The 23820-nt window shown below is 35.7% G+C and carries 20 protein-coding genes; 17 read left to right on the forward strand and 3 right to left on the reverse strand.

Features of this window, described 5'->3' with window-relative positions; genetic code table 11:
* Positions 1 to 397: 397 nt before the first annotated feature.
* The 10 genes from ACYIAM_RS02295 (at position 398) to ACYIAM_RS02340 (ending at position 13145) form a co-directional block, all read left to right on the forward strand.
* Entirely contained in the window at positions 398 to 1627 is a 1230-nt protein-coding gene (locus ACYIAM_RS02295) for a phosphopentomutase (protein ID WP_483747102.1), read from the forward strand.
* Between the two features lie 52 nt (positions 1628 to 1679).
* Entirely contained in the window at positions 1680 to 2396 is a 717-nt protein-coding gene (gene deoD / locus ACYIAM_RS02300) for a purine-nucleoside phosphorylase (protein ID WP_174795971.1), read from the forward strand.
* Positions 2397 to 2503: 107 nt separating this feature from the next.
* Positions 2504 to 3757 carry a nucleoside permease gene (locus ACYIAM_RS02305; protein ID WP_483747103.1) on the forward strand — a complete coding sequence of 418 codons (1254 nt, stop codon included), beginning with the start codon at positions 2504 to 2506 and terminating at the stop codon, positions 3755 to 3757.
* A gap of 296 nt (positions 3758 to 4053) precedes the next feature.
* Positions 4054 to 5208 (forward strand): adenosine deaminase, encoded by a 1155-nt coding sequence (add, locus tag ACYIAM_RS02310; protein ID WP_483747104.1) that lies wholly within the window; start codon positions 4054 to 4056, stop codon positions 5206 to 5208.
* Positions 5209 to 5237: 29 nt separating this feature from the next.
* Positions 5238 to 7211 (forward strand): bifunctional 2',3'-cyclic-nucleotide 2'-phosphodiesterase/3'-nucleotidase, encoded by a 1974-nt coding sequence (locus ACYIAM_RS02315; RefSeq protein ID WP_483747105.1) that lies wholly within the window; start codon positions 5238 to 5240, stop codon positions 7209 to 7211.
* Between the two features lie 31 nt (positions 7212 to 7242).
* Positions 7243 to 7638, forward strand: coding sequence for a cytidine deaminase (locus ACYIAM_RS02320; RefSeq protein ID WP_065638812.1), 396 nt, complete (start codon positions 7243 to 7245; stop codon positions 7636 to 7638).
* A 96-nt stretch (positions 7639 to 7734) separates the two neighbouring features.
* Positions 7735 to 9036 (forward strand): pyrimidine-nucleoside phosphorylase, encoded by a 1302-nt coding sequence (locus ACYIAM_RS02325; RefSeq protein WP_483747106.1) that lies wholly within the window; start codon positions 7735 to 7737, stop codon positions 9034 to 9036.
* 29 nt (positions 9037 to 9065) lie between these two features.
* Positions 9066 to 10748, forward strand: a complete 1683-nt coding sequence (gene ushA / locus ACYIAM_RS02330) for a bifunctional UDP-sugar hydrolase/5'-nucleotidase UshA (protein ID WP_483747107.1) — start codon at positions 9066 to 9068, stop codon at positions 10746 to 10748.
* Between the two features lie 14 nt (positions 10749 to 10762).
* On the forward strand, positions 10763 to 12304 hold the full coding sequence (locus ACYIAM_RS02335; protein ID WP_483747108.1) for a YjjI family glycine radical enzyme: 1542 nt from the start codon (positions 10763 to 10765) through the stop codon (positions 12302 to 12304).
* Positions 12279 to 13145, forward strand: coding sequence for a YjjW family glycine radical enzyme activase (locus tag ACYIAM_RS02340; RefSeq protein ID WP_483747109.1), 867 nt, complete (start codon positions 12279 to 12281; stop codon positions 13143 to 13145). Before ACYIAM_RS02335 ends, ACYIAM_RS02340 begins: the two co-directional genes overlap by 26 nt.
* A gap of 102 nt (positions 13146 to 13247) precedes the next feature.
* Here ACYIAM_RS02340 and ACYIAM_RS02345 read toward each other — a convergent pair whose 3' ends face one another.
* Positions 13248 to 15563 carry a Tex family protein gene (locus tag ACYIAM_RS02345; RefSeq protein WP_483747110.1) on the reverse strand — a complete coding sequence of 772 codons (2316 nt, stop codon included), beginning with the start codon at positions 15561 to 15563 and terminating at the stop codon, positions 13248 to 13250.
* 44 nt (positions 15564 to 15607) lie between these two features.
* On the opposite strand from ACYIAM_RS02345, the gene greB reads away from it, so the two are divergent.
* Positions 15608 to 16093 carry a transcription elongation factor GreB gene (gene greB, locus ACYIAM_RS02350; RefSeq protein ID WP_174795962.1) on the forward strand — a complete coding sequence of 162 codons (486 nt, stop codon included), beginning with the start codon at positions 15608 to 15610 and terminating at the stop codon, positions 16091 to 16093.
* A 123-nt stretch (positions 16094 to 16216) separates the two neighbouring features.
* The gene (locus ACYIAM_RS02355; protein ID WP_483747111.1) at positions 16217 to 17320 is read left to right on the forward strand and encodes a YcbX family protein; all 1104 of its coding nucleotides are present in this window, start codon (positions 16217 to 16219) and stop codon (positions 17318 to 17320) included.
* Here the strand turns inward: ACYIAM_RS02355 and ACYIAM_RS02360 are convergent.
* Positions 17310 to 17882: a cell division protein ZapC gene (locus ACYIAM_RS02360; RefSeq protein WP_202984912.1), complete on the reverse strand. Its 573-nt coding sequence runs from the start codon at positions 17880 to 17882 to the stop codon at positions 17310 to 17312. The genes ACYIAM_RS02355 and ACYIAM_RS02360 overlap by 11 nt on opposite strands.
* A gap of 294 nt (positions 17883 to 18176) precedes the next feature.
* Entirely contained in the window at positions 18177 to 19655 is a 1479-nt protein-coding gene (gene ilvC / locus ACYIAM_RS02365) for a ketol-acid reductoisomerase (RefSeq protein WP_483747112.1), read from the reverse strand.
* 173 nt (positions 19656 to 19828) lie between these two features.
* On the opposite strand from ilvC, the gene ACYIAM_RS02370 reads away from it, so the two are divergent.
* Genes ACYIAM_RS02370 through fis form a run of 5 tightly spaced genes read left to right on the forward strand, consistent with a single transcriptional unit; the run spans position 19829 to position 23713 of the window.
* Complete coding sequence (locus ACYIAM_RS02370; RefSeq protein ID WP_483747113.1) at positions 19829 to 20065, forward strand: YhdT family protein; 237 nt, start codon at positions 19829 to 19831, stop codon at positions 20063 to 20065.
* Positions 20066 to 20072: 7 nt separating this feature from the next.
* Complete coding sequence (gene panF, locus ACYIAM_RS02375; RefSeq protein WP_174795958.1) at positions 20073 to 21524, forward strand: sodium/pantothenate symporter; 1452 nt, start codon at positions 20073 to 20075, stop codon at positions 21522 to 21524.
* The gene (prmA, locus tag ACYIAM_RS02380) at positions 21499 to 22365 is read left to right on the forward strand and encodes a 50S ribosomal protein L11 methyltransferase (protein WP_174795957.1); all 867 of its coding nucleotides are present in this window, start codon (positions 21499 to 21501) and stop codon (positions 22363 to 22365) included. The genes panF and prmA overlap by 26 nt, the downstream gene beginning before the upstream one ends.
* A gap of 36 nt (positions 22366 to 22401) precedes the next feature.
* Positions 22402 to 23409: a tRNA dihydrouridine synthase DusB gene (gene dusB / locus ACYIAM_RS02385; RefSeq protein WP_174795956.1), complete on the forward strand. Its 1008-nt coding sequence runs from the start codon at positions 22402 to 22404 to the stop codon at positions 23407 to 23409.
* 7 nt (positions 23410 to 23416) lie between these two features.
* Positions 23417 to 23713: a DNA-binding transcriptional regulator Fis gene (gene fis / locus ACYIAM_RS02390; RefSeq protein ID WP_065639234.1), complete on the forward strand. Its 297-nt coding sequence runs from the start codon at positions 23417 to 23419 to the stop codon at positions 23711 to 23713.
* Positions 23714 to 23820: the final 107 nt, after the last annotated feature.

The raw sequence follows: 23820 nt of genomic DNA on the forward strand, positions 1-23820 counted from the left end.
TTATGTGTTATTTTTATAGTTTGGACTCTATTGCATTTGCTGATTATATTACCACATTGGTTAAGCTTATTTGATTAATTATTTAATCGCGAATAATTTTAATTTTTCTTTAAATTTACTATTAATCGTGCACTTCATAAAATTAGTCTATTTACTTTTTTTCGACAAAAGTGTGACTATTATCAAATTCATCACATTATTTATACAAATATTCAACTAAAGTAACGCTTAAATCTTTTTTGTTTTTTGTTATCGTGTATTATAACTAACCAAGCGATGTTTTTTATAAATTATAGTCTGAATTACTTATTGCTAGCGCGAAAAACAACCACTGTTATTTGATTAGCAGTTATTGATTGTGCGCAAGTTAAGTTTTGCTTATGAGTTAGAGGAAATTATGAAAAGAGTTTTTATTATGATCCTAGATTCCTTTGGAATCGGTGGCGCTGAAGATGCCAAAAAATTTGGGGATGAAGGTGCAGATACATTGGGTCATATCGCTGAGTTTTGTGCATTAGGTAAAGCGGAACAAGGTCGAAGTGGACCATTGAAATTACCTAATCTAGGAAAATTAGGCTTAATAGAAGCCGCCTATGAGTCAACTGGAGCATATCCTAAAGGCATGATGACAGAAGGCGAAATTATTGGTTCATATGGTTATGCCAGTGAAATCTCATCAGGTAAAGATACGCCTTCAGGACATTGGGAAATTGCAGGTGTACCAGTCCTTTTTGACTGGGGCTATTTTACTAATACCACTAACAGCTTTCCTCAAAATCTTTTAGATAAGATTGTTTCTCGCGCAAAACTTCCCGGTTATCTTGGTAATTGTCACTCATCAGGCACAATTATTCTTGATGAGCTTGGTGAAGAACATATGGCGTCTGGCAAACCTATTTTTTATACTTCTGCTGATTCAGTATTTCAAATTGCCTGTCATGAAGAAACATTTGGTTTAGATAGACTTTATGAAGTTTGTGAAATTGCACGTGATGAACTAAATAAAGGTAATTACAATATTGGCCGTGTTATTGCTAGGCCATTTGTTGGTAAAAAAGCGGGCGAATTTGTGCGTACTGGTAATCGTCACGATCTTGCTGTTGAACCACCAGCGCCAACAATGATTAAAAAGTTGGTTGATGAAAAACAAGGCACAGTGGTGTCCATCGGTAAAATTGCCGATATATATGCCCAAGTTGGAATTACCAAAAAAGTGAAAGCAACCGGTATTGAAGCTTTATTTGATGCATCATTAGAAGAAATCAAACAAGCAAAAGATAACACTATCGTATTTACTAATTTTGTCGATTTTGACTCTTCTTATGGACATCGTCGCGATGTTTCGGGGTATGCTGCTGCGTTAGAATATTTTGATCGTCGCCTACCTGAAATGTTAGAGCTTATGAATCCCGGCGATCTACTTATTATTAGTGCCGATCATGGTTGCGATCCAACTTGGCCTGGCACTGATCATACTCGCGAACATATACCTGTCATTGTTTATGGAGATAGTGTGCCAACTGGATCTTTAGGTCATCGTGAAACCTTTGCCGATATTGGGCAAAGTGTTGCCGATTATTTTGACTTATCACCAATGGATTATGGTAAATCGTTTATAAAAAAATAAGTAATTTAAGTTTAAGTAATATTGATTTAGAAACAAATATCAGGAGAAGTTGATGTCTACCCCGCATATTAATGCCATTGATAATGCTTTTGCAAAAACCGTTTTAATGCCTGGCGATCCGCTACGAGCAAAGTTTATTGCAGAAACCTTTTTAGAAAACGCACAAGAAGTTACCAATGTAAGAGCCATGTTAGGTTTTACGGGTTATTACAAAGGTCAAAAAGTTTCTATTATGGGGCATGGAATGGGCATTCCATCTTGTTCTATTTATGCAACCGAATTGATTAAATTTTACGGAGTTGAAAACATTATCCGTATTGGTTCGTGTGGTGCAATTAGCCCTAATGTTAACGTGGGCGATGTGATTGTTGGATTAGGTGCTTGTACCGATTCAAAAGTCAATCGATTACGATTTAAAGATCATGATTTTGCCGCTATCGCTGATTTTGATTTAACCTGTAATGCTGTTAATGCTGCTAAAAAGTTAGGTGTAAATGTGAAAGTGGGTAATCTCTTTTCTGCTGATCTTTTTTATAGTGTTGAGCCTGATATGTTTGATGTTATGGAAAAATATAATATTTTAGGTGTAGAAATGGAGGCTGCAGGCATTTATGGGGTTGCTGCCGAATATGGAGCCAAGGCATTAACCATTTGTACGGTTTCGGATCATATTCGAAAAGGCGAGGCGATGTCGGCAGAGCAAAGACAGCTGGGCTTTAAAGAAATGATCACAGTTGCACTAGAATCTGTTTTATTAAATCAAAACTAAAAAAATGGCAGGTAATCTGCCATTTTTTATTTTTATTTATCAAATAATGATTATATTCGTGTTTAGATAATAGATTACACCAAGATCTCATTAATAAGGAATCATAAATGAATATTAAGTATCAGCTTAAAGTTATATTTTTCTTACAATTTTTTATCTGGGGAAGCTGGTTAATTACCTTGGGTTCTTACATGATGCGTAAATTAGATTTTACTGGCATTGAAGTAGGATCAGTATATGGCACAATGGGCATCGCTTCGTTGTTCATGCCTAGTTTGCTTGGTATTGTTGCTGACAGATGGATCCCCGCTAATCGTCTATATGTACTTTGTCATTTGATAGGTGCGATAACACTGTTTATAGCTGCTTCTGTAACATCACCTTTCTTGATGATGATTGTAATACTTATTCATTGCTTAGCTTTCATGCCTACTATCGCAATTTCAAATTCAATCTCTTATTCCTGCTTAGAATCACAAGGACTTGATGTTATTACTCAGTTCCCTTGTATCAGAATATTTGGCACCATCGGCTTTATTGTTGCTATGTGGCTTGTGAGCTTTTTACAGTTAGAACTTAGTAGCATGCAACTTTATATAGCTGCTGCATCTTCTTTGTTACTTAGCCTCTATTCTCTCTCATTACCACTGATTCCAACTGCCAAAAACACTACTGAAGAAAAAAGCATCATTAGTTCATTAGGATTAGATGCTTTTGTTTTATTCAAACAACCTAGAATGGCTATCTTCTTTTTATTTGCGGTTTTATTAGGTGGCATTTTACAAATCACCAATACTTTTGGTAACCCATTTTTGCATGATTTTGAAAAATTCCCAGAATATGCTAATAGTTTAGTAGTTAAATACCCTTCTGTATTGTTGTCGATTTCTCAAATTTCAGAAGTGGTATTTATTTTATTTGTACCTTTCTTTATGAAACGTTTAGGTATCAAATATGTTATGTTAATTAGTATGTTTGCTTGGGTGGCACGTTTTGGTTTATTTGCTTATGGTGACCCATCACCTGTCGGTTTTGTACTATTACTTCTTTCAATGATCGTTTATGGTTGTGCCTTCGACTTTTACAATATATCAGGTTCAATGTATGTTGAAAAATCGGTATCACCAACTATTCGTAATAGTGCTCAAGGATTATTTATGACCATGACTAATGGACTTGGTGCTTATTTAGGTTCGGTAATTAGTGGCTTTGTAGTCGATCATTACACAACTACAAGTGGCATTGATTGGCAAACGGTCTGGCTTGTTTTTGCAAGTTATGCTTTGGTTTTAGCTATTGTGTTTACGTTGATTTTTAAAAACGAGAATCCTAATTCACAATCAACCGCGACCATCAATTAATAATTCATTAAGTGGTTGTTCATTCCCACCACTTAATCAATATGCAGGCAGCAATATTAGTTGTTGCCTTTTGCTAGCACAAAATTAGCGTAAAAATATGATTTACCGAACAAAAATATAAATAAGTAATGCAAAAGTTATGGCGGAAAGATGTTTTATCAAGGTAAAATAGCCAATCTTATAATTAGCAACAATAAATATGCTATTTTTAGTTTTAATAAGTGTTTTAATGTCATTATTACTAAAACTATTTAGCTCATTTTAAATAGATTAAATACCTAATGAACGATCAAATAATGCCCAAAGTCATATTACATGAGCACATTGAAGGGAGCATTACTCCTATTATGGCTCAAAAGTTAGCTGATAAAAATCAAATCCCCTTTCCTAGTTCTTTATGTTATAAAAAGGGAGAATATGATGAGCAAGAGTATCAAAATGGACGTTATCGATATGATGAAACAAATTTCATAGAATTTATTCAAACTTATGATGCCGTTTCTCATTTTTTAAAAACTCCAGAAGATTATTATTTAATTACATTTGATTTTTTGAGTAGAAATGCCAAACAGGGACTAATCTACTGTGAACTTTTTATCTCTCCTTACCATATCTGTGCAACCGAATTTGATGGCAAGATGACTTGGGATAAAGAACGATTCCAACAAACCTTAACACAAATGGATAAAGCCATTATTGACGTCCAAAAAAATCATAATATTACCGTTAGGTATCATGTTATCGGCGTTCGACATCTTGGTGCTAAAATTGTCCATGAAACATTAAAATTTATTGAAAATAATCCTCACCATTTTATTACTGGATTCAACATTGCAGGCAATGAAAGAGCAGGTCATTTCGATGATTTTCAAGATTCACATCAATTAGCATCTAAATTAGGCTTACAAAAATCTTATCATGCAGGCGAAATTGAGCCAGCAGAAAGCATCATTCAAGCATTAAAACATGGCGCAACAAGAATTGGGCATGGCATTAAAGCCATTGATGATCAAAATCTAATTAATGAACTGATTAAGAACAACATCACCCTAGAAGTTGCACTCACCAGTAATCGTATTTTGGTTAATGAACTACACGGCGATATCTATCTGCACCCAATAAGACGGCTTTATGACCAAGGCGTTCGCATTACTCTCAATACGGATGATGCAGGAATTTTTGGCACCGATATTGAAAAAGAATATAACATTGCCCAATCCATATTTGCATTTTCACGATTAGAATTGCTCGACATAACGCTGTGTGGCATTCAAGCCGCATTTGCCGAAGAATTGGTTAAAAGTCGTTTGATAGAGCATGTTTTTTCATGTTTTACCTCTGATGATAAGCAGGTGATGAAAAAATGCATTAATGATAAGAAATATCATCCAGCAATCATTGAACGATTTTTAGAATATCAGAAACAGTTGCTAGCCATGCCCGTTAACTAATTTAGTTATCAGAATAATAGGAGATTCGCATGAAAAAAAATAAACGCATCCTGACCTTTTTACCCCTATTTATTTCCGGTATTGTTAATGCTGCAACAGTTGATTTAAGAATTATAGAAACCACCGATTTACACGGTAATATGATGAACTATGATTATTTTAAAGATCAACCTATAGATACATTTGGATTAGTAAAAACAGCCAATTTAATTCATCAAGCAAGAAGTGAAGTTAAAAATAGTGTTCTTGTGGATAATGGCGATCTGATTCAAGGTAGCCCAATGGCTGATTATGCCGTGAATAAAGGTCTTAATGATGGCGATATTCATCCAGTTTATAAAGCTCTTAATACGCTTGATTATGTTGTTGGTAATATTGGTAACCACGAATTTAATTTTGGACTGGAATTTCTGCAGAAAAGCCTTTCAGGTGCTAAATTTCCTTACGTTAACGCTAATGTTTATGATGCTAAAACCAATAAGCCGTTTTTTAAACAATATATTATTGTAGATACCCCTGTCGTTGATAGAAATGGTGATAAACACACCATTAAGATTGGCTATATTGGTTTTGTACCGCCACAAATTATGCAATGGGACAAGCTTAATCTTGATGGCAAAGTTATCGTTAAAGATATAACTGAAACGGCCAAATTATTAGTGCCTGAAATGAAAAAACAAGGTGCCAATGTCATTATTGCGATTCCTCACTCTGGTGTGTCAACTGAACCTTATAAAGCGTTAGCTGAAAATTCGGTTTACTACTTGAGCCAAGTAGAAGGTATTAATGCAATTATGTTTGGTCACTCTCACGGCGTATTCCCTAGTGATGAGTTTCATTCACTACCAAATACCGATATCAAAACTGGCAATATTAATCATATTCCAGCTGTGATGCCTGGACATTGGGGTAGCCATTTGGGCTTGGTGGATTTAGTGCTTGATGGCGATAAATCTAATTGGCAAGTCGTCTCGGGTAAATCCGAAGCTAGACCAATTTATGATGTAAAAAATAAGAAAGCGCTAGTAGAAGCCGACAAAAAGATTGTCAATATTCTAAAACAAGACCACCAAGGTACGCGTGAGTTTGTTGGTAAGCCAATAGGGAAAGTGTCAACTGATATTAACAGCTATTTAGCACTGGTTGAAGATACTTCTGCCTTACAAATTATTAGCGACGCACAAATCAATTACGTTAAGCAGTTTATTCAAGGCGATCCTGATCTCGATGGTCTACCCGTTCTATCAGCCATTGCACCATTTAAAGCAGGTGGCAGAAAAAACGATCCTAGTGCTTTTGTTGATGTCAAAAAAGGCGATTTATCATTTAGAAATGCGGCAGATATCTACCTTTATCCTAACATTTTGTCTGTCGTGAAAGTAACAGGTAAAGATGTTAAAGAGTGGCTGGAATGTTCAGCTGGAATCTATAATCAAATTGACAAAAATTTAACACAACCGCAATATTTAATTAATTGGGAAAAATTCAGAACCTATAATTTTGATACGATTGATGGCGTGAATTATCAAATAGATGTAACTAAACCACCGCGCTATGATGCAAATTGTCAATTAATTAATCCAACATCAGAAAGAATTAGTAATCTGACTTATCAACAAAAATCCATTGATGCTAATCAAGAATTCTTGATTGCCACCAATAATTATCGTGCTTATAGTGGCATATTCCCAGGTACAGGCGAAAAAAATATTAAATTTAATTCACCTGACGATTTAAGATTGCTTCTTTCGGCTTATATCACCAATACCACCCAAAAATATGGCATAGTGGATGTTACCGTTGATAATAATTGGCAAATTGCCCCAATTACTAGCGACACGAAATTGGATATTCGCTTTGAATCATCACCAACAGATAAAGCTAAATCCTATATTGAAAAATATTCGCTATATCCTATTCGCTTTATCGACACAGATGCATCTGGTTTAGGCGTTTATCGTATAGATTTACAGTCACCAGTTAACACTCAACCCAAAATTTAATTAGTATTATTACGACCCAAGGATTATAAATATGAAAATTGACAAACTGATTGAACTTGCTAAAGCAGCCCGTTCTAAAGCTTATGTACCTTATTCTAAATTTAAGGTTGGTGCCGTGCTCATTACTGAAAATGACGAAGCGATTTTAGGCTGTAATATTGAAAACGCATCTTATGGACTGGCTAATTGTGCCGAGCGAACAGCGATTTTTAAAGCGGTATCTGATGGTAAAACAAAATTTAAGAAACTGGTGGTCATTGGTGATACCGAGGGACCTATCTCGCCTTGTGGTGCTTGTCGTCAAGTTATTAGCGAGTTTTGCGCTAAAGATATGCCCGTGATTTTAACTAATATGCAGGGAAAAATCCAAGAAACAACGGTGGGGGAATTATTACCTTGGTCATTCTCACCAAGTGATTTGGACTAATTTACTCTAAACAATTTTATTTACTAAGTCATTACACTTAGGGAGAATTTAACAATTAAATATTCGCCCTATTATATAAGATAAGAGAGCATCAATATGAGATTTGTTGATATTATTGAAAAAAAACGCGATGGAAAAGCGTTATCAACTGAAGAAATACAACTTTTTATTACAAACTACACTAATGGCAAAATTCCTGATTATCAAGTTAGCGCTTTATTAATGGCAATTTATTATCAAGGTATGACGTCTAAAGAGTGTGCTGATTTGACCAGCGCTATGATGTATTCGGGCGATACTGTTGATCTATCATCAATCAAAGGTATTAAAGTTGATAAGCATTCAACTGGTGGTGTGGGCGATACAACAACCTTAGTTCTTGCGCCTTTAGTTGCAGCGTTAGGTGTACCAGTGGCTAAAATGTCAGGACGTGGACTTGGGCACACAGGTGGCACCACTGATAAATTTGAGTCTATTCCAGGATTTAAAATTGAATTAAGTACACAAGATTTTATTAATCAAGTTAATCATAGCGGTCTTGCCGTGATTGGCCAATCCGGCAATTTAACACCAGCAGATAAAAAGCTATACTCGTTACGGGATGTAACAGGGACAGTTAATTCTATTCCACTTATTGCAAGCTCAATTATGAGCAAAAAATTAGCCGCTGGCGCTGATGCCATTGTGCTAGATGTCAAAACTGGCGATGGCGCGCTAATGAAAGATATGGCGGACTCCGAAAAATTAGCCCATGAAATGGTGAATATCGGTAACCAAATTGGCCGCAGAACCATGGCAATCATTTCAGATATGTCACAACCACTTGGTTTTGCAATTGGTAATGCGCTTGAAATAAAAGAAGCCATTGATACTTTAAAGGGTCATGGTCCTGCTGATTTAACTGAATTAGTTTTAACATTAGGTAGCCAAATGGTTGTGCTTGCCAATAAAGCCAAAACATTGGAAGAAGCTAGAGCAAAACTTCAAGAAGTCATTAAAAATGGCAAAGCTATCGAGAAATTCAAAACCTTAATTGAATCACAAGGTGGTGATAGTTCAATGGTTGATCATCCTGAAAAACTGGCTAGTGCACCTTACCAAATTGCCCTACCGGCTCTTAAATCAGGTTATGTATCAAAAATTATTGCAGATCAAATTGGTATTGCGGCAATGCAACTAGGTGCTGGGCGCGCAACCAAAGAGGATATTATTGATCCCGCGGTTGGAATCGTGTTACATAAAAAAGTAGGCGATCAAGTTGCCGAAGGCGAAGCGTTGTTAACTATTCACGCTAGTACAGATAAGCTTGATGCGATCAAGCAAAAATTGTATGACAATATTATTATTAGTGATTGTGCACATGAACCGCAATTGATTTATAAAGTGATTACGAAGTAATCATTATCAATAAGGATTTAGGAGGCACCATGTATCATTCAAATTTGAATAAAAAAATATCACTGCTTGTTGTGTTGGGATTGTTTTCAATTAACACTATAGCAGCTTCAACGATACAATCAACAACACCGAGTTGGGAAAAAAACAAGCCTTATCAATTTACTATTTTACACACTAACGACCACCACGGTCGTTTTTGGCAAAATGATATTGGAGAATATGGTCTTGCTGCACAAAAAACAGTTGTTGATGAAATAAGAAAGGAAGTAATCACTAAAGGTGGAAAATTGTTGCTTTTGTCTGGTGGTGATATTAATACGGGTGTTCCTGAATCAGATGTACTTCAAGCTAAACCTGATTTTTTGGGTATGAATGAAGTTGGGTATGATGCGATGGCTGTCGGTAATCATGAATTTGATCATCCTTTAGCCGTTATTCGTGAGCAACAAAAATGGGCTCGATTTCCATTTTTATCTGCCAATACTTACTTTAAAGGTACGGATAATCGTGTTTTTGATGCTTACAAAATGTTTGATTTAAATGGCATTAAAGTAGCGGTATTTGGATTAACCACAGATGATACGATTTTTTTAGCCTCTCCCAAAAATACTGATGGCGTTGAATTTCGAAAAACATTACCCGAAGCACAAAAAGTTATTGCCCAAATAAAAAAGACAGAACATCCAGATATGATTATTGCCGTAACACATATGGGTCATTACGAAAATGGCGAACATGGCTCTATGGCACCAGGTGATGTTGAATTAGCACGAGGCTTGCAAAGTGGCGAACTAGATATGATTGTCGGCGGTCATTCGCAAAATCCCGTTTGTATGGCAAGCCCAAATAAACGCATTACCGAATATGTACCGGGTACCCCATGCGCACCCGATAAACAAAATGGCACATGGATTGTACAAGCCCACGAATGGGGTAAATATGTTGGGCGTGCTGATTTTGTCTTTTTAAATGGCAAAATAACTTTGCAAAATTACCAGTTAATTCCAATCAATCTAAAAAAAGAAATAGATAATGGTGACGGAACCAAACGCCTTGAATATTACACTAAAGAGATCTTACAAGATAAAACATTACTCGAAAATTTAAAACCTTATCAAGAGCGAGGTAAACAACAATTACTGGTTAAAAGTGGTGAATTAATCGGTCGTCTTGAAGGTGATCGCGGCGTTGTAAGATATCAACAAAGTAATATGGGACAGTTGTTACTCAGTGCTTTTGTCGAAAAAACCAATGCGGACATTGGAATTATGTCTGGTGGCATGATTCGCGATTCATTAATTGAAGGCAATATTACTTATCGCGACATCCTAAAAGTGGAGCCTTTTGGTAATAATGTTGTTTATTTTGAATTGACGGGTAGCGAATTAATCGATTACCTAAAAATAGCACTTAATAAAAAACAAGGTTCGGGCGGATATGCACACCTGAAAAATATCAGCCTAACACGATTTGGCGATAACATTAAAGATGTAAAAATTAAAAATGAACCCATTGATTTACAAAAATCATATCGCATTGCTACACTTGATTTTTTAGCTGCAGGCGGTGATGGTTATCCAATAACCAATACTTCACCAACTTATGTGGATACTGGTTATCGAGATGCTGATGTCGTAAAACAATATTTTGAGGAACATTCTCCAATTAACGCATCTGATTATGAACCGGCACAATTTATTATTGAGAAATAAGTATTGAGGTAATTATGAGCTTGACCGAATTTCAACAAAATTGTTATAACATTGTGACAGATCCCAACCTATCACCAAAACAAAAATCTAATTTGCTTGCACTTGCTGCGGAAAATAACCTGCCTTATTTAGAGCTAGATAGTGAAACCCAAAAAGCCTTAAATGAACGTGTTATTTGTGATATGTATGAAGGTCACGCACCGTATAAACCGCGTTATGTGCTCCCCGATTATACTAAATTCTTAAAACAAGGCTCAAAGTGGCTTGAACTTGAACCTGCTAATACTTTTGATGATGCATTAAATATGCTTACCATCATTTATCATCATGTTCCTTCAGTAACTGGTATGCCTGTTTACTTAGGCTGTTTAGATCAAATCTTACTTCCTTACGTTGGCCATCTTACAGAAGATGAAATTTACGAGCGATTAAAACATTTTTGGATAATGCTAGATCGTAATTTACCTGACGCATTTATGCATGCCAATATTGGACCAACCGATAATATTCTCTGTCGTGTAATCTTACGTATAGATAGAGAACTCAAACAAGTTGCACCTAATTTAACCTTTATCTATGATGAAAATATTACCCCTGAATCACTATTATTAGTAGCAATAGAAAATATTTGTGAAACAAGCAAACCTCATATTGCCAACAATAATATGATCCAAAAAGATTTTGATGACAAAGGATATGGTGTAGTAAGTTGTTATAATTCACTACCAGTTGCAGGCGGAGGAAGCACTCTTTCACGAATCAACTTAAAAGAAGTTGCATTGCGCAGTAAAAATAGTGAAGACTTTTTGACAAATACCCTCCCTTATTATTGCCAATTACAGTTAAATCTTATTAAAGCAAGATCTGCTTTTCTTTATGAACAATCCAACTTTTTTGATGGCAGTTTTTTAGTCCAAGAAGGATTAATTGATCCTAACCGATTTGCACCAATGTTTGGTATCTTTGGCATGGCTGAAGCGGTCAATATTTTGCAAGAAAACGCAAATTTAGCAGGACGTTATGGTTTTGACGAACAAGCAAATGAACGGGCATTAAACATTACCCAACTAATTGCCAAATTTATTGATAGTCACACAATAGAAAATGCTTGGAAAGGAAAAGCCATGTTACACGCCCAATCAGGAATTAGTATAGATAAAGATACAACCCCAGGTCTACGAATTCCTTATGGTCATGAGCCCGATCCTGTTACCCATATTATGGCATTGTTTAAACATCATCATTATTACACATCTGGCATTAGTGATATTTTAACTATCGAAGAAACCATCAAAAATAATCCATCTGCATTACTACAAATTTGTAAAGCAGCTTTCAAATTTGGTTTCCGTGAATTTACTGCCAATATCAGTGGCAATGATCTTGTTCGAGTAACAGGTTATATGGTGAGATTATCCGATATCAAAAAGTATAACAAAGAAGGTTCACGAATCAATACCACGTTCTTAGGAGCAGAAGCTGCTGATGATGTCAATAGCTATTTATGTAGAAAGCCAAGAGTAATCAGTCATGAACAAATCATGGGCAATCGTTAATAAGATTTTACCCTTTTCTTGTGTTGATGGGCCTGGCAATCGGCTAGTAATATTTTTACAAGGATGTAATTTTCGTTGCTTAAACTGCCACAATCCTTACACAATATCATTATGTAAAGATTGTGGCGACTGTGTTAATGCTTGTCCACATAAAGCATTAATATTTAAAAATCATAGAGTTGTATGGCAAATTTCGGGTTGCCAACAATGCGATACTTGTATTAATATTTGCGTTCATAATTCAACACCAATGACTTATAAATACAGTGTTGAAGATATATTAAAAATTATCCGAAAATATCTGCCATTTTTAAATGGTATAACCCTCAGTGGGGGAGAAGCGACTATACAACTGCCTTTTATTGAGAAACTATTTAGAGCAATAAAACAAGCCAACGATTTAAATCACCTTACTTGCTTTATTGATAGCAATGGTTACTTACACCAAACAGGATGGCAAAAATTAGAAAACGTGATGGACGGCGCAATGATTGATCTTAAAGCTTGGGATAATGATGTACATAAACAGCTAACAGGACGAGACAATCTACGAGTAAAAGATACGATTAAATATCTTGCGAAAGTTAATAAATTATATGAAGTAAGATTTTTAATTATTCCTAAACAAACCGATCTACAAAATAACGCTGAAAATATTGCCAAATTCTTAATTGATTTAGATCCCAATATTCGAATAAGAATTAATGCATTTCATAACCATGGCGTACATGGCATTGCTAAAACATGGCAGTCTGCCAGTAAACAACAAATAGAACTTTTTGCCCAGCAATTAAAACAAAGTGGATTCAAACAGATTACTTTGCCCCTTGTATATTTATAATTTTTTACCGTCAGCAAATAATAACGATAAAAACAGTTTAAAAATAAACCAATTAAAAAGGGAAACATTGTTTCCCTCCTTTTTAATTTTAATGGATTCAACTTATTGCTCTTTGCCTTTTTTAAATGCAGCAGCAAACGCATTGCCCATTGCACTATTACCTAACTGTAAACTCTTATTATTTGGTTTGCTAGCATGAGATCGACTTTTATAGGATCGACTATCGTCTTGCTTAGTTAATGACGTTGGATCATCAAGACGCATAGTTAAAGCGATACGTCTGCGTGAAATATCAACTTCAATCACTTTCACTTTAACAATATCACCAGCTTTGACAACTGTTCTTGGATCGTCAACAAACTTATCTGATAGTGCTGAAATATGCACTAAACCATCTTGGTGTACCCCAATATCCACAAAAGCACCAAAGTTGGTTACATTGGTTACCGCACCTTCCATAATCATGCCAATTTTTAGATCTTCCATGGTTTCGATATCATCAGCAAATTGAGCGGTTTTAAATTCAGGTCTTGGATCACGTCCTGGCTTGTCGAGCTCTTTAATAATATCGGTTACGGTTGGAACGCCAAAATGATCATCAACATAATCAATCGCTTTAAGTGATTTTAAATAATTTGTGTCACCTAAAATATCTTTTAATGATTTATGATTTTTTTCTAAAATTCGCTCTACCACAGGATAAGCTTCGGGGTGAACGGCTGATGCATCAAGCGGATTTTTACCATCCATAATCCGTAAAAAGCCTGCACACTGCTCAAATGCTTTGGGACCTAAACGTGATACTTTTAATAACTGTTTACGGTCGGTAAATTGTCCATTTTCATTACGCCAATCAATAATATTTTGGGCAATCACTTTATTAAGTCCAGCAATACGTGCAAGTAGCATCATTGAGGCGGTATTCAAATTAACACCAACGGCATTTACACCATCTTCAACAACAGCATCAAGTTTTTTAGCTAACTGAGTTTGGCTCACATCATGCTGATATTGGCCAACACCAATTGATTTAGGATCAATTTTAACAAGCTCTGCCAATGGATCTTGCAATCGCCTTGCAATTGATACCGCACCACGGATCGATACGTCAAGATCAGGAAACTCTTGTGCTGCAAGTTCTGATGCTGAATACACTGAAGCACCAGCTTCGCTAACAATAACTTTTTGACCTTTAACTTCTGGATATTTTTTTTGAACATCAAGGTAAAAACGCTCAGTTTCGCGCGAAGCTGTACCATTGCCAATAGCGACTAATTCAACTTGGTATTTGATACAAAGCGCAGCGATAACCATAGCTGCTTTATCAGCCTGTCCTGTATGTGGGTAAATCGTTTCGGTCGCAACTAGTTTACCGGTTGCATCAACAACTGCTATTTTTACGCCTGTTCTTAAACCTGGATCCATGCCCATAGTGACTTTCATACCAGCTGGTGCAGCCATTAACATATCATGCAAGTTGGCAGCAAAGACGTTAATCGCTTCTTCTTCAGCATGTTCACGTAATGTTGTCATTAATTCGGTTTCCATGTGCATTAAAATTTTAATGCGCCATGTCCAATTAATAACAGCTTTACGCCATTTATCTGCTGGTTGGTCATTAAAATGAACACCTAAATATTCAGTGATAATTTGTTCACAATAACTTTCTTTTGGTGTTTCTTCAAATTGTGGATCGGCATTTAACGAGAGTTGTAAAAAGCCTTCATTTCTCCCTCGGAACATGGCTAATGCACGATGAGATGGAACTTTGGAAATAAGTTCACTTTGCGCAAAATAGTCTCGGAATTTTGCGCCTTCTTCTTCTTTGCCACTCACCACTTGTGAAACTAAATGAGCATTATTCGAAAGATAATGTCGTACTTTTGCCAGTAATGCCGCATCTTCAGCAAATTTCTCCATTAAAATATAACGCGCACCATCTAATGCTGATTTTGTATCAGTAATACCTTTATCTACATTGAGATATTTTTCTGCTTCGATTTCTGGATTTAATGAAGGATTTTGCCATAAGTCATCGGCAAGTGGTTCAAGACCCGCTTCAATGGCAATTTGACCGCGAGTACGACGTTTGGGCTTGTAAGGTAGGTAGAGATCTTCAAGTTCGGTTTTACTGAGCGTTTGTGTAATACTTTTGCTTAATTCTGGCGTTAATTTACCTTGATCTTCAATGGACTTTAAAATCGTTTTTTTGCGATCTTCAAGTTCACGTAAATAGCTTAATCGGCTATCAAGAGTACGTAATTGGGTATCATCAAGCCCTCCTGTTACCTCTTTTCGATATCGAGCGATAAATGGAACAGTGCTACCTTCGTCCAATAATTGAATCGCAGCTAAAATTTGTTCTGGTTTTACACTGAGTTCACCAGCTATAATATGGCTAATTTGATTATTTATCATGGTATCTCTGAATATTTTGTCAATTAACAGAATTTATCTTCAACATGCAAAAAGCTAATTATATAACAAGAGAGGGCTATTTAGCACTCGATCGTGAACTAAAATATTTATGGAAAGAAGAAAGACCTAAAGTTACCCAAGCAGTATCGGATGCAGCTGCGCTTGGTGATCGCAGTGAAAATGCCGAATACATCTATGGCAAACGAAGGTTAAGAGAAATCGATAGACGAGTTCGTTTTCTAACCAAACGATTAGAAACACTGACAATTGTTGAGCCAGACCCTAGACAAGAAGGCAAAGTATTTTTTGGTGCATGGGTAAAATTAGAAGATGAAAATGGAAACTTATATGTTTATCGCATTGTAGGAGCGGATGAGTTTGATCCTAAAAAAAATTGGATATCTATCAACAGCCCTGTCGCAAGAGCACTAATAGGACATAAAGTCGATGATGAAATAGCCGTTATCACCCCAAATGGCAAAATGTTTTATTATATTGTAGGGATTAGCTATACTGACTTTGCCTCTTAAGTTGTGTGTTTCAAATTAAACAATCATGGTTTTTATTACTCTTAATCTGACATTCTATTGTCTATAAAATATGAGTAATTAAGTATATAATCATACCAATATTTACCATTTACTTAAGGGATTATGATTTCCGTCAATCAATTATACATCTATCCAATCAAATCGATTCAAGGTATAGAACTTACTAAAGCAAATACGGTCGATGGTGGCTTTGAGTACGATCGTATTTTGATGATTAGCGAGCCTGATGGTACATTTATTACAGCAAGGCAGTATCCACAGCTATTAAAACTGAGTGCTACCATCATTGGTAGCGAAGTCCATATCTCACATCCATCAACTACACCAATCAGCCTTAATCTAGATGAATTTTCAAGTTTACAAGAACCAACAGAAGTTTGGGGAAATCATTTCACTTCGCAAATTGCTCCTATAAGAGTGAATCAATTTTTTAGCCATATTCTTCAAAAAGATGTCCAACTGCGTTGGGTTGGGCATCAATTATCACGCAGAACAAAACGCTACCCAGAAGTGCCCGTTAGTTTTGCTGATGGTTATCCTTATTTGTTATTAAACAAAGCTTCATTTGATTATTTACAACATCAATGCCCAGAAAAACTCGATATTAGGCAATTTCGGGGAAATATTATTATCCATGGTGCACTACCTTTTGCTGAAGATGGTTGGAAGACAATTAAAATTGGCGAGGTGATTTTTGATATCGTTAAACCTTGTACTCGATGCGTACTAACAACAATGGATGTCAATTCTGCAAAACCATTAGCCAATAATGAACCGTTGAAAACATTACGTTATTTTAGAGCTGATGAACAAGGTCAAATTAATTTTGGTATGAATATGATTGCCCGAAATCATGGAACAATCTCAGTTCATGATAAAATAGAAATATTGGAAAGGCAAATAGCCAAAAACTATATTAAAACCTTTCCACCAGAAACAAAACGTGAAACACAACTTTGTACAATCACTTTTGAAGGAAAAACCATTAAAGGTAATAATAAGCAAACTATTTTAGAGCAGTTAGAACAGCATAAAATAGCATTACCTTATTCTTGTCGTTCGGCTGTTTGTGGACGTTGCTTAGTTATTTTGAGAAAGGGAGAAATAAGCGCATTAACTCAGTCAGCTGTAAAACGCAATAATCGAATTTTAGCTTGTAGTTGCGTTCCTAAAGGAGATATTATACTTGAACTAATCAAGAAATAGCTTTAAATTCAAAATTATCTAACACTGGTATTTGTGCAATTAATTTTTCCTCTACAGGCTTTAATCTATCATTCATCACCTTAATTGCTTCAGAAAACATAAACGTTTTGCTCATAGCAACAAAAGAAGGTTGCGCAATAATACAAAGCGAAGCATTTTCACCCGCCTCGACAATCATCAAATAAACCTTTTGCCCACCTTCTTGTAAACTTACCTCGACAACATCTGCGACTTTTGGAACGTATAGCATTGGCTGTTGAGAAAAATACCAGCTCTTGGGCATTTGAGGTTTCAAAAAATTAGCTGCCACAATCGCATTAATGGATAATTCAATTTTTTGTGCATCAGTCAAATCAAGTAACTGGCAACCATCACGAAATTGGTAATAAGACGTTGCATCGCTAACAGAAAATGAAAATTCACCAAAAACATCAGGAATTAACATTTTACTTGGATAACAAGAACGGAATAGCATTTCAGATGAAACTTCAAGCATTAGGCTATCGTATTCGCTGTCAAAATACCAACGCCAACAATCAGTCGGCCGAAAAGCCATTTTCATTGATATATTATCCTCGTCAATTAAATTAAATTAAATTAAATTAAATTAAATTTATTCAAAAAAATAACATAAATTAGTTAAAAAATAAATATAAAGTTAAAATAAAAATAGCTTAATTATTTAATTTTTAAATATTTTAAAGTTCAATCTAAAAGTTCAAAACTCTCTAAGTGGAATCTAATTTAGATCGATTTAGATAGTTTGATAGGATTTTTTATGCTAAAACAAACACTTTCTTTAAAATTTTAGACATAAAAAGGTGCTTTTCAGCACCCCTTCATTTATAAATCACTGTTAGCTTGCAACATTAATACGTTTCATATCAGTCATATAACTACGTAGTTTACGGCCGATTATTTCTATTGGATGATTACGAATTTCTTCATTCACATCGCGTAATTGTGCATTATCGACGCTATCTTCAGGAATTGCTTTACCAATATCACCTGATTGTAACATTGGCATAAATTTTTCTCTTAATAGCGGTACAGCGGCATTAGCAAATAGATAGTTACCATATTCAGCTGTGTCAGAAATTACTACATTCATTTCATATAGACGTTTACGCGCAATGGTATTAGCAATAAGTGGTAACTCATGTAACGATTCATAATAAGCTGATTCAGGTAAAATGCCAGATTCAAGCATAGTTTCGAACGCAAGTTCAACACCAGCTTTAACCATTGCAATCATCACTACTCCCTGATCAAAGTAAGCTTGTTCATCAATTTTACCTTGATATTCAGCGGCTTTTTCAAATGCAGTTTCGCCAGTTTCTTTACGCCATTTAAGTAGGTTAACATCATCATTTGCCCAGTCTTTCATCATGGTTGATGAAAATTCGCCAGATATAATATCATCCATGTGCTTACGGTAAAGATCCGTCATAATCACTTTCAATTCTTTTGCTAAAGCGTTTGCCCTTAATTTAGCTGGATTTGATAAACGATCCATCATCAAGGTAATTCCACCTTGTTTTAACGCTTCAGTGATTGTTTCCCAACCAAATTGAAGTAATTTACATGCATAAGCAGGATCGACACCATCTGCAACCAATTTATCAAAGCAAAGTAACGATCCGGTTTGTAACATACCACAAAGTATTGTTTGTTCACCCATTAAGTCTGACTTAACTTCAGCAACAAATGAAGATTGTAAAACACCAGCACGATGTCCACCAGTGGCCGCAGCCCATGCTTTAGCGATTGCTAAACCCTCACCTTTGGGATCGTTTTCTGGATGCACAGCGATCAGTGTCGGTACCCCAAAGCCACGTTTATACTCTTCACGCACTTCAGTCCCCGGGCATTTAGGTGCTACCATAACAACTGTGATATCAGAACGAATCTTTTCGCCCACTTCAACAATATTAAAACCATGAGAATAGCCTAGTGCTGAGCCTTGTTTCATTAGTGGTTGGACTGCTTTTACAACTGCTGAGTGCTGTTTATCTGGTGTTAAGTTAATAACAAGATCTGCTGTTGGAATTAATTCTTCATAACTTCCTACTTTAAAACCATTTTCAGTTGCCTTTTTCCATGATGCTCGTTTTTCAGCAATAGCTTCTTTACGTAATGCATAAGATATATCTAAACCTGAATCACGCATATTAAGACCTTGATTAAGACCTTGTGCTCCACAACCAACAATAACAATTTTTTTACCTTTTAAAAAGTGAGCTTCTGTTGCAAATTCATCACGAGCCATAAAACGGCATTGACCTAATTGTTCTAATTTTTCGCGTAAATTGAGTGTATTAAAATAGTTTGACATTATTCTCTCCAAGAGTTGAGTTATTCATAATCGACTATCAATCACTATATAGTACTTTTTATATTGCGAAAATTGATATATTTAAAATACAATATTGCATAAATTGCAACAACCTTGCTAAGTTAAGTACTTTCTTTTAATCTAAGCCACCCTCAATTTACCAATCAATCAATATGGATACTCGATATAAGCAAGCTAATAAAGAAGCTAAACTTTCGTTATTGTTAACTTTTATTTATCTTCTTGGATGGATTGTTTGTGCTTACTTTGTTAGCGATAATATAGGATTTTTAGGTCTTCCATTGTGGTTTGAACTATCTTGCATCATGGTACCTTTCGGTTTTGTATTACTTTGTTGGGTGGTTGTAAAATTTCAATTCAAAAACATTTCATTAGAACAAATTAAGTGATAAAACAATGCATTTGGATATTATTGTACCGCTTGTCATCTACCTTATTTTCGTGTTTGCGTTATCAATTTATGCATATATGAAACGCAAAAAGGTAAATCAATTTACTGATTACTTTATCGGTAATAGAACCATGGGTGGATTTTTACTAGCCATGACATTAGCTGCAACTTATATTAGTGCCAGCTCTTTCATTGGTGGCCCAGGTGCAGCCTATAAATTTGGTCTTGGTTGGGTATTATTGTCGATGATCCAAGTCCCAACAGTACTACTTTCACTTGGTATTTTAGGCAAAAAATTTGCCATTTTAGCGCGTAAATATAATGCAATAACCTTAAGTGACATGCTTTATGCTCACTATAAAAGTAAAGCCATCGTTTGGTTGGCTAGTATTGCATTAGTTGTTGCTTTTATTGGCGCTATGACAGTACAGTTTGTTGGTGGTGCACGATTACTGGAATCATCGGTTGGCATTTCTTACGATATCGGATTATTGATTTTTGGTATTGGTACCGTTATTTATACCGCTTTTGGCGGCTTTAGAGCGAGTATTTTAAATGATGCCTTCCAAGGTCTAGTAATGATAATTGGTGCTATCTTACTATTAACAGCGATTATCTATGCTGGTGGGGGTATAACAGCAATTATTCATCGTTTAAATGAAATCGATCCTGCACTACTCACACCACAAGGTCCTAATAATTTTATGGACTTTCCTTTTATGGCATCATTTTGGGTTTTAGTCTGCTTTGCCGTAGTTGGTTTACCTCATACAGCGGTTCGTTGCATGGCGTACAAAGATAGTAAAGCCGTACATCAAGGCATTATCATTGGTACGATTGTTGTCACAGTCATTATGTTGACCATGCACCTATCTGGCGCACTTGGTAGAGCGATTATTAGTGATTTAACAGTTCCAGATCAAATCGTTCCTACCCTAATAATTAACATCATGCCACCATTAGCGGCCGGTATCTTTTTAGCAGCTCCGCTTGCCGCAATTATGTCAACAATTAATGCCCAGTTACTACAAGTTTCATCAGTGATCATTAAAGACCTATTTTTAAGCATGAAGCATAGCAAAAGCTATAGTGATAAAATGTTAACGCGCATATCTGTTATCATCACCTTTATTTTTGGCGGATTACTTATTTTAGCAGCTTGGAATCCACCTGATATGATTATATGGTTAAATTTACTTGCTTTTGGTGGGCTTGAAGCCGTATTTTTATGGCCATTAGTGCTTGGACTTTATTGGAAAAAAGCCAATTCAACAGGTGCTTTATGTTCTATGTTTGCCGGCGCAATAAGCTATATTTTATTGGCGGCTTACAATATAAAGCTTTATGCTTTTCATCCGATTATCCCATCCTTAATTATTGGATTGGTGGTGTTTATCATTGCCAATATGTTTGGTAACACAGGAAAAAATTATGCCTTGGATTCAACTCAGAATTAATACAACTAACGATCTTGCCGAAAAAATTAGCGAACAATTAGAAGAGTCTGGCGCAGCCTCAGTCACGTTTCAAGACACTTATGATAATCCTGTTTTTGAACCATTACCAGGTGAAACAAAACTTTGGGGTAATACCGATGTAATTGGCCTATATGATGCCCAAACAGATATCGATGAATTAAAAGCAACATTAAATCTTGCTCAATATTCTTATAAGATTGAACAACTAGAAGATAAAGACTGGGAACGTGAATGGATGGATAACTTTCATCCTATGCAATTTGGTAAGCGACTTTGGATTTGCCCAAGTTGGCGCGATGTACCGGATGCAAATGCAGTCAATGTTATGTTAGATCCTGGTTTAGCTTTTGGCACAGGCACTCATCCCACTACTGCATTATGCTTAACTTGGCTTGATAGTTTAGATCTGAAAGATAAACTAGTAATTGATTACGGTTGTGGGTCTGGTATTTTAGCAATTGCAGCACTTAAATTAGGCGCAAAGCGGGTAATTGGTATCGATATTGATCCTCAAGCCATTCAAGCTAGCCGTGACAATGCGCTGCGTAATGATGTCAGCGAAAAGTTAGAACTTTATTTATCAAAAGATATCCCTGATAATTTACAAGCAGATATCCTTGTTGCCAATATTTTAGCCGGCCCATTAAAAGAACTTGAACCACATATAAGCAAATTAGTAAAACCACAAGGTAAGCTAGGCTTATCGGGTATTTTAGCAACTCAGTCACCAAGTGTTTTCACGGCTTATAAACCTCATTTTACATTAGATCCTGTTGTTGAACAGGAAGAGTGGTGCCGCATCACTGGTAAAAAAAATTAAAAAAATAACGTTACCCCCTTTTAAGTTAGAGAAAAAATGCGTAATATAGCCGGCCTTAATTTGCTTAACATTGGTGAAATTAAATTAAAAAATAATTTAATTGCTGCGCCAATGGCTGGAATCAGCGATAAACCATTTCGTAATTTGTGCTATCAGTTTGGTGCTGGTATGACAGTTTCAGAAATGTTTTTAGCAAATTCGGATGTTTGGCATACCGATAAATCAGCTCTGCGGATGGTTGCAAGCGAGGATATTGGTGTTCGTGCAGTACAAATTGTTGGTTCTGATCCCGACGAAATGGCTAGAGCTGCAGAATTTAACGTCAAACATGGCGCTCAATTGATTGATATCAATATGGGATGTCCAGCTAAAAAGGTCAATAAAAAATTGGCAGGATCTGCTTTAATGCAGTATCCAGAACTTATTAAAAAAATTTTGCAGAAAGTTGTCGGTGCAGTTGATGTTCCGGTAACATTAAAAACGCGGACTGGATGGAATAAAGATCATAGAAATTGCATAGAAATCGCACAAATTGCACAGGATTGTGGCATAAAGGCAATTACTATTCATGGACGAACTCGTGCTTGCTTATTCAATGGTGTGGCTGAATATGACTCTATTAAGGCAGTTAAAGAAAACGTTACGATTCCTGTAATTGCCAATGGGGATATTTGTACACCTGAACAGGCAAAAGATGTTTTTCAATATACGCAAGCTGATGCTATAATGATCGGCCGAGCGGCACAGGGGCGACCTTGGATATTTGAAGAAATTGCATTCTATTTAACACATGGACAGTTAAAAAATAATAAAACTATTGATGAAGTAGAACAAGTTGTATTGTCACATCTTGATGAACTTTATCAATTTTATGGAGAATACAAAGGATTAAGGATTGCCAGAAAGCATGTAAATTGGTACACCAAGAATTATGCTGACAGCGATCAATTCAGGCGCTTATTTAGTGTACTTAGCAATACAAGTGAGCAAGTAAACACTCTAAAAGCATTTTTTAGTCAAATTAGAAACAACCCAAAGAGTTAAGAATACTATGTCAGAACAACGCGTTACAGCTGCAGCACTTAAATTTACAACTGTAAATTCTCAGGACCAAATAACACAAAAGCCATTGCGAGATTCCGTAAAGCAAGCTTTAAAAAACTATTTATCGCAATTAAATGGTGAAGATCCTACAGATCTATATGATTTAGTGTTAGCTGAAGTTGAACATCCATTCCTTGATATGGTTATGCAATATACCCGTGGTAATCAAACCAGAGCTGCAAATATGCTTGGTATCAACCGAGGTACACTACGCAAAAAATTAAAACAATATGGAATGAGTTAATTAACTATTATTCCATTGTTAATATGACAAAAAAGCGCCTTTCTGTAAGGCGCTTTTTTGCTGATAAATAAAAACTTTAATGAATCCTTCATAAAATGAATAAAGAT

It is taken from the genome of Gilliamella sp. X-60 (genome assembly GCF_057063585.1).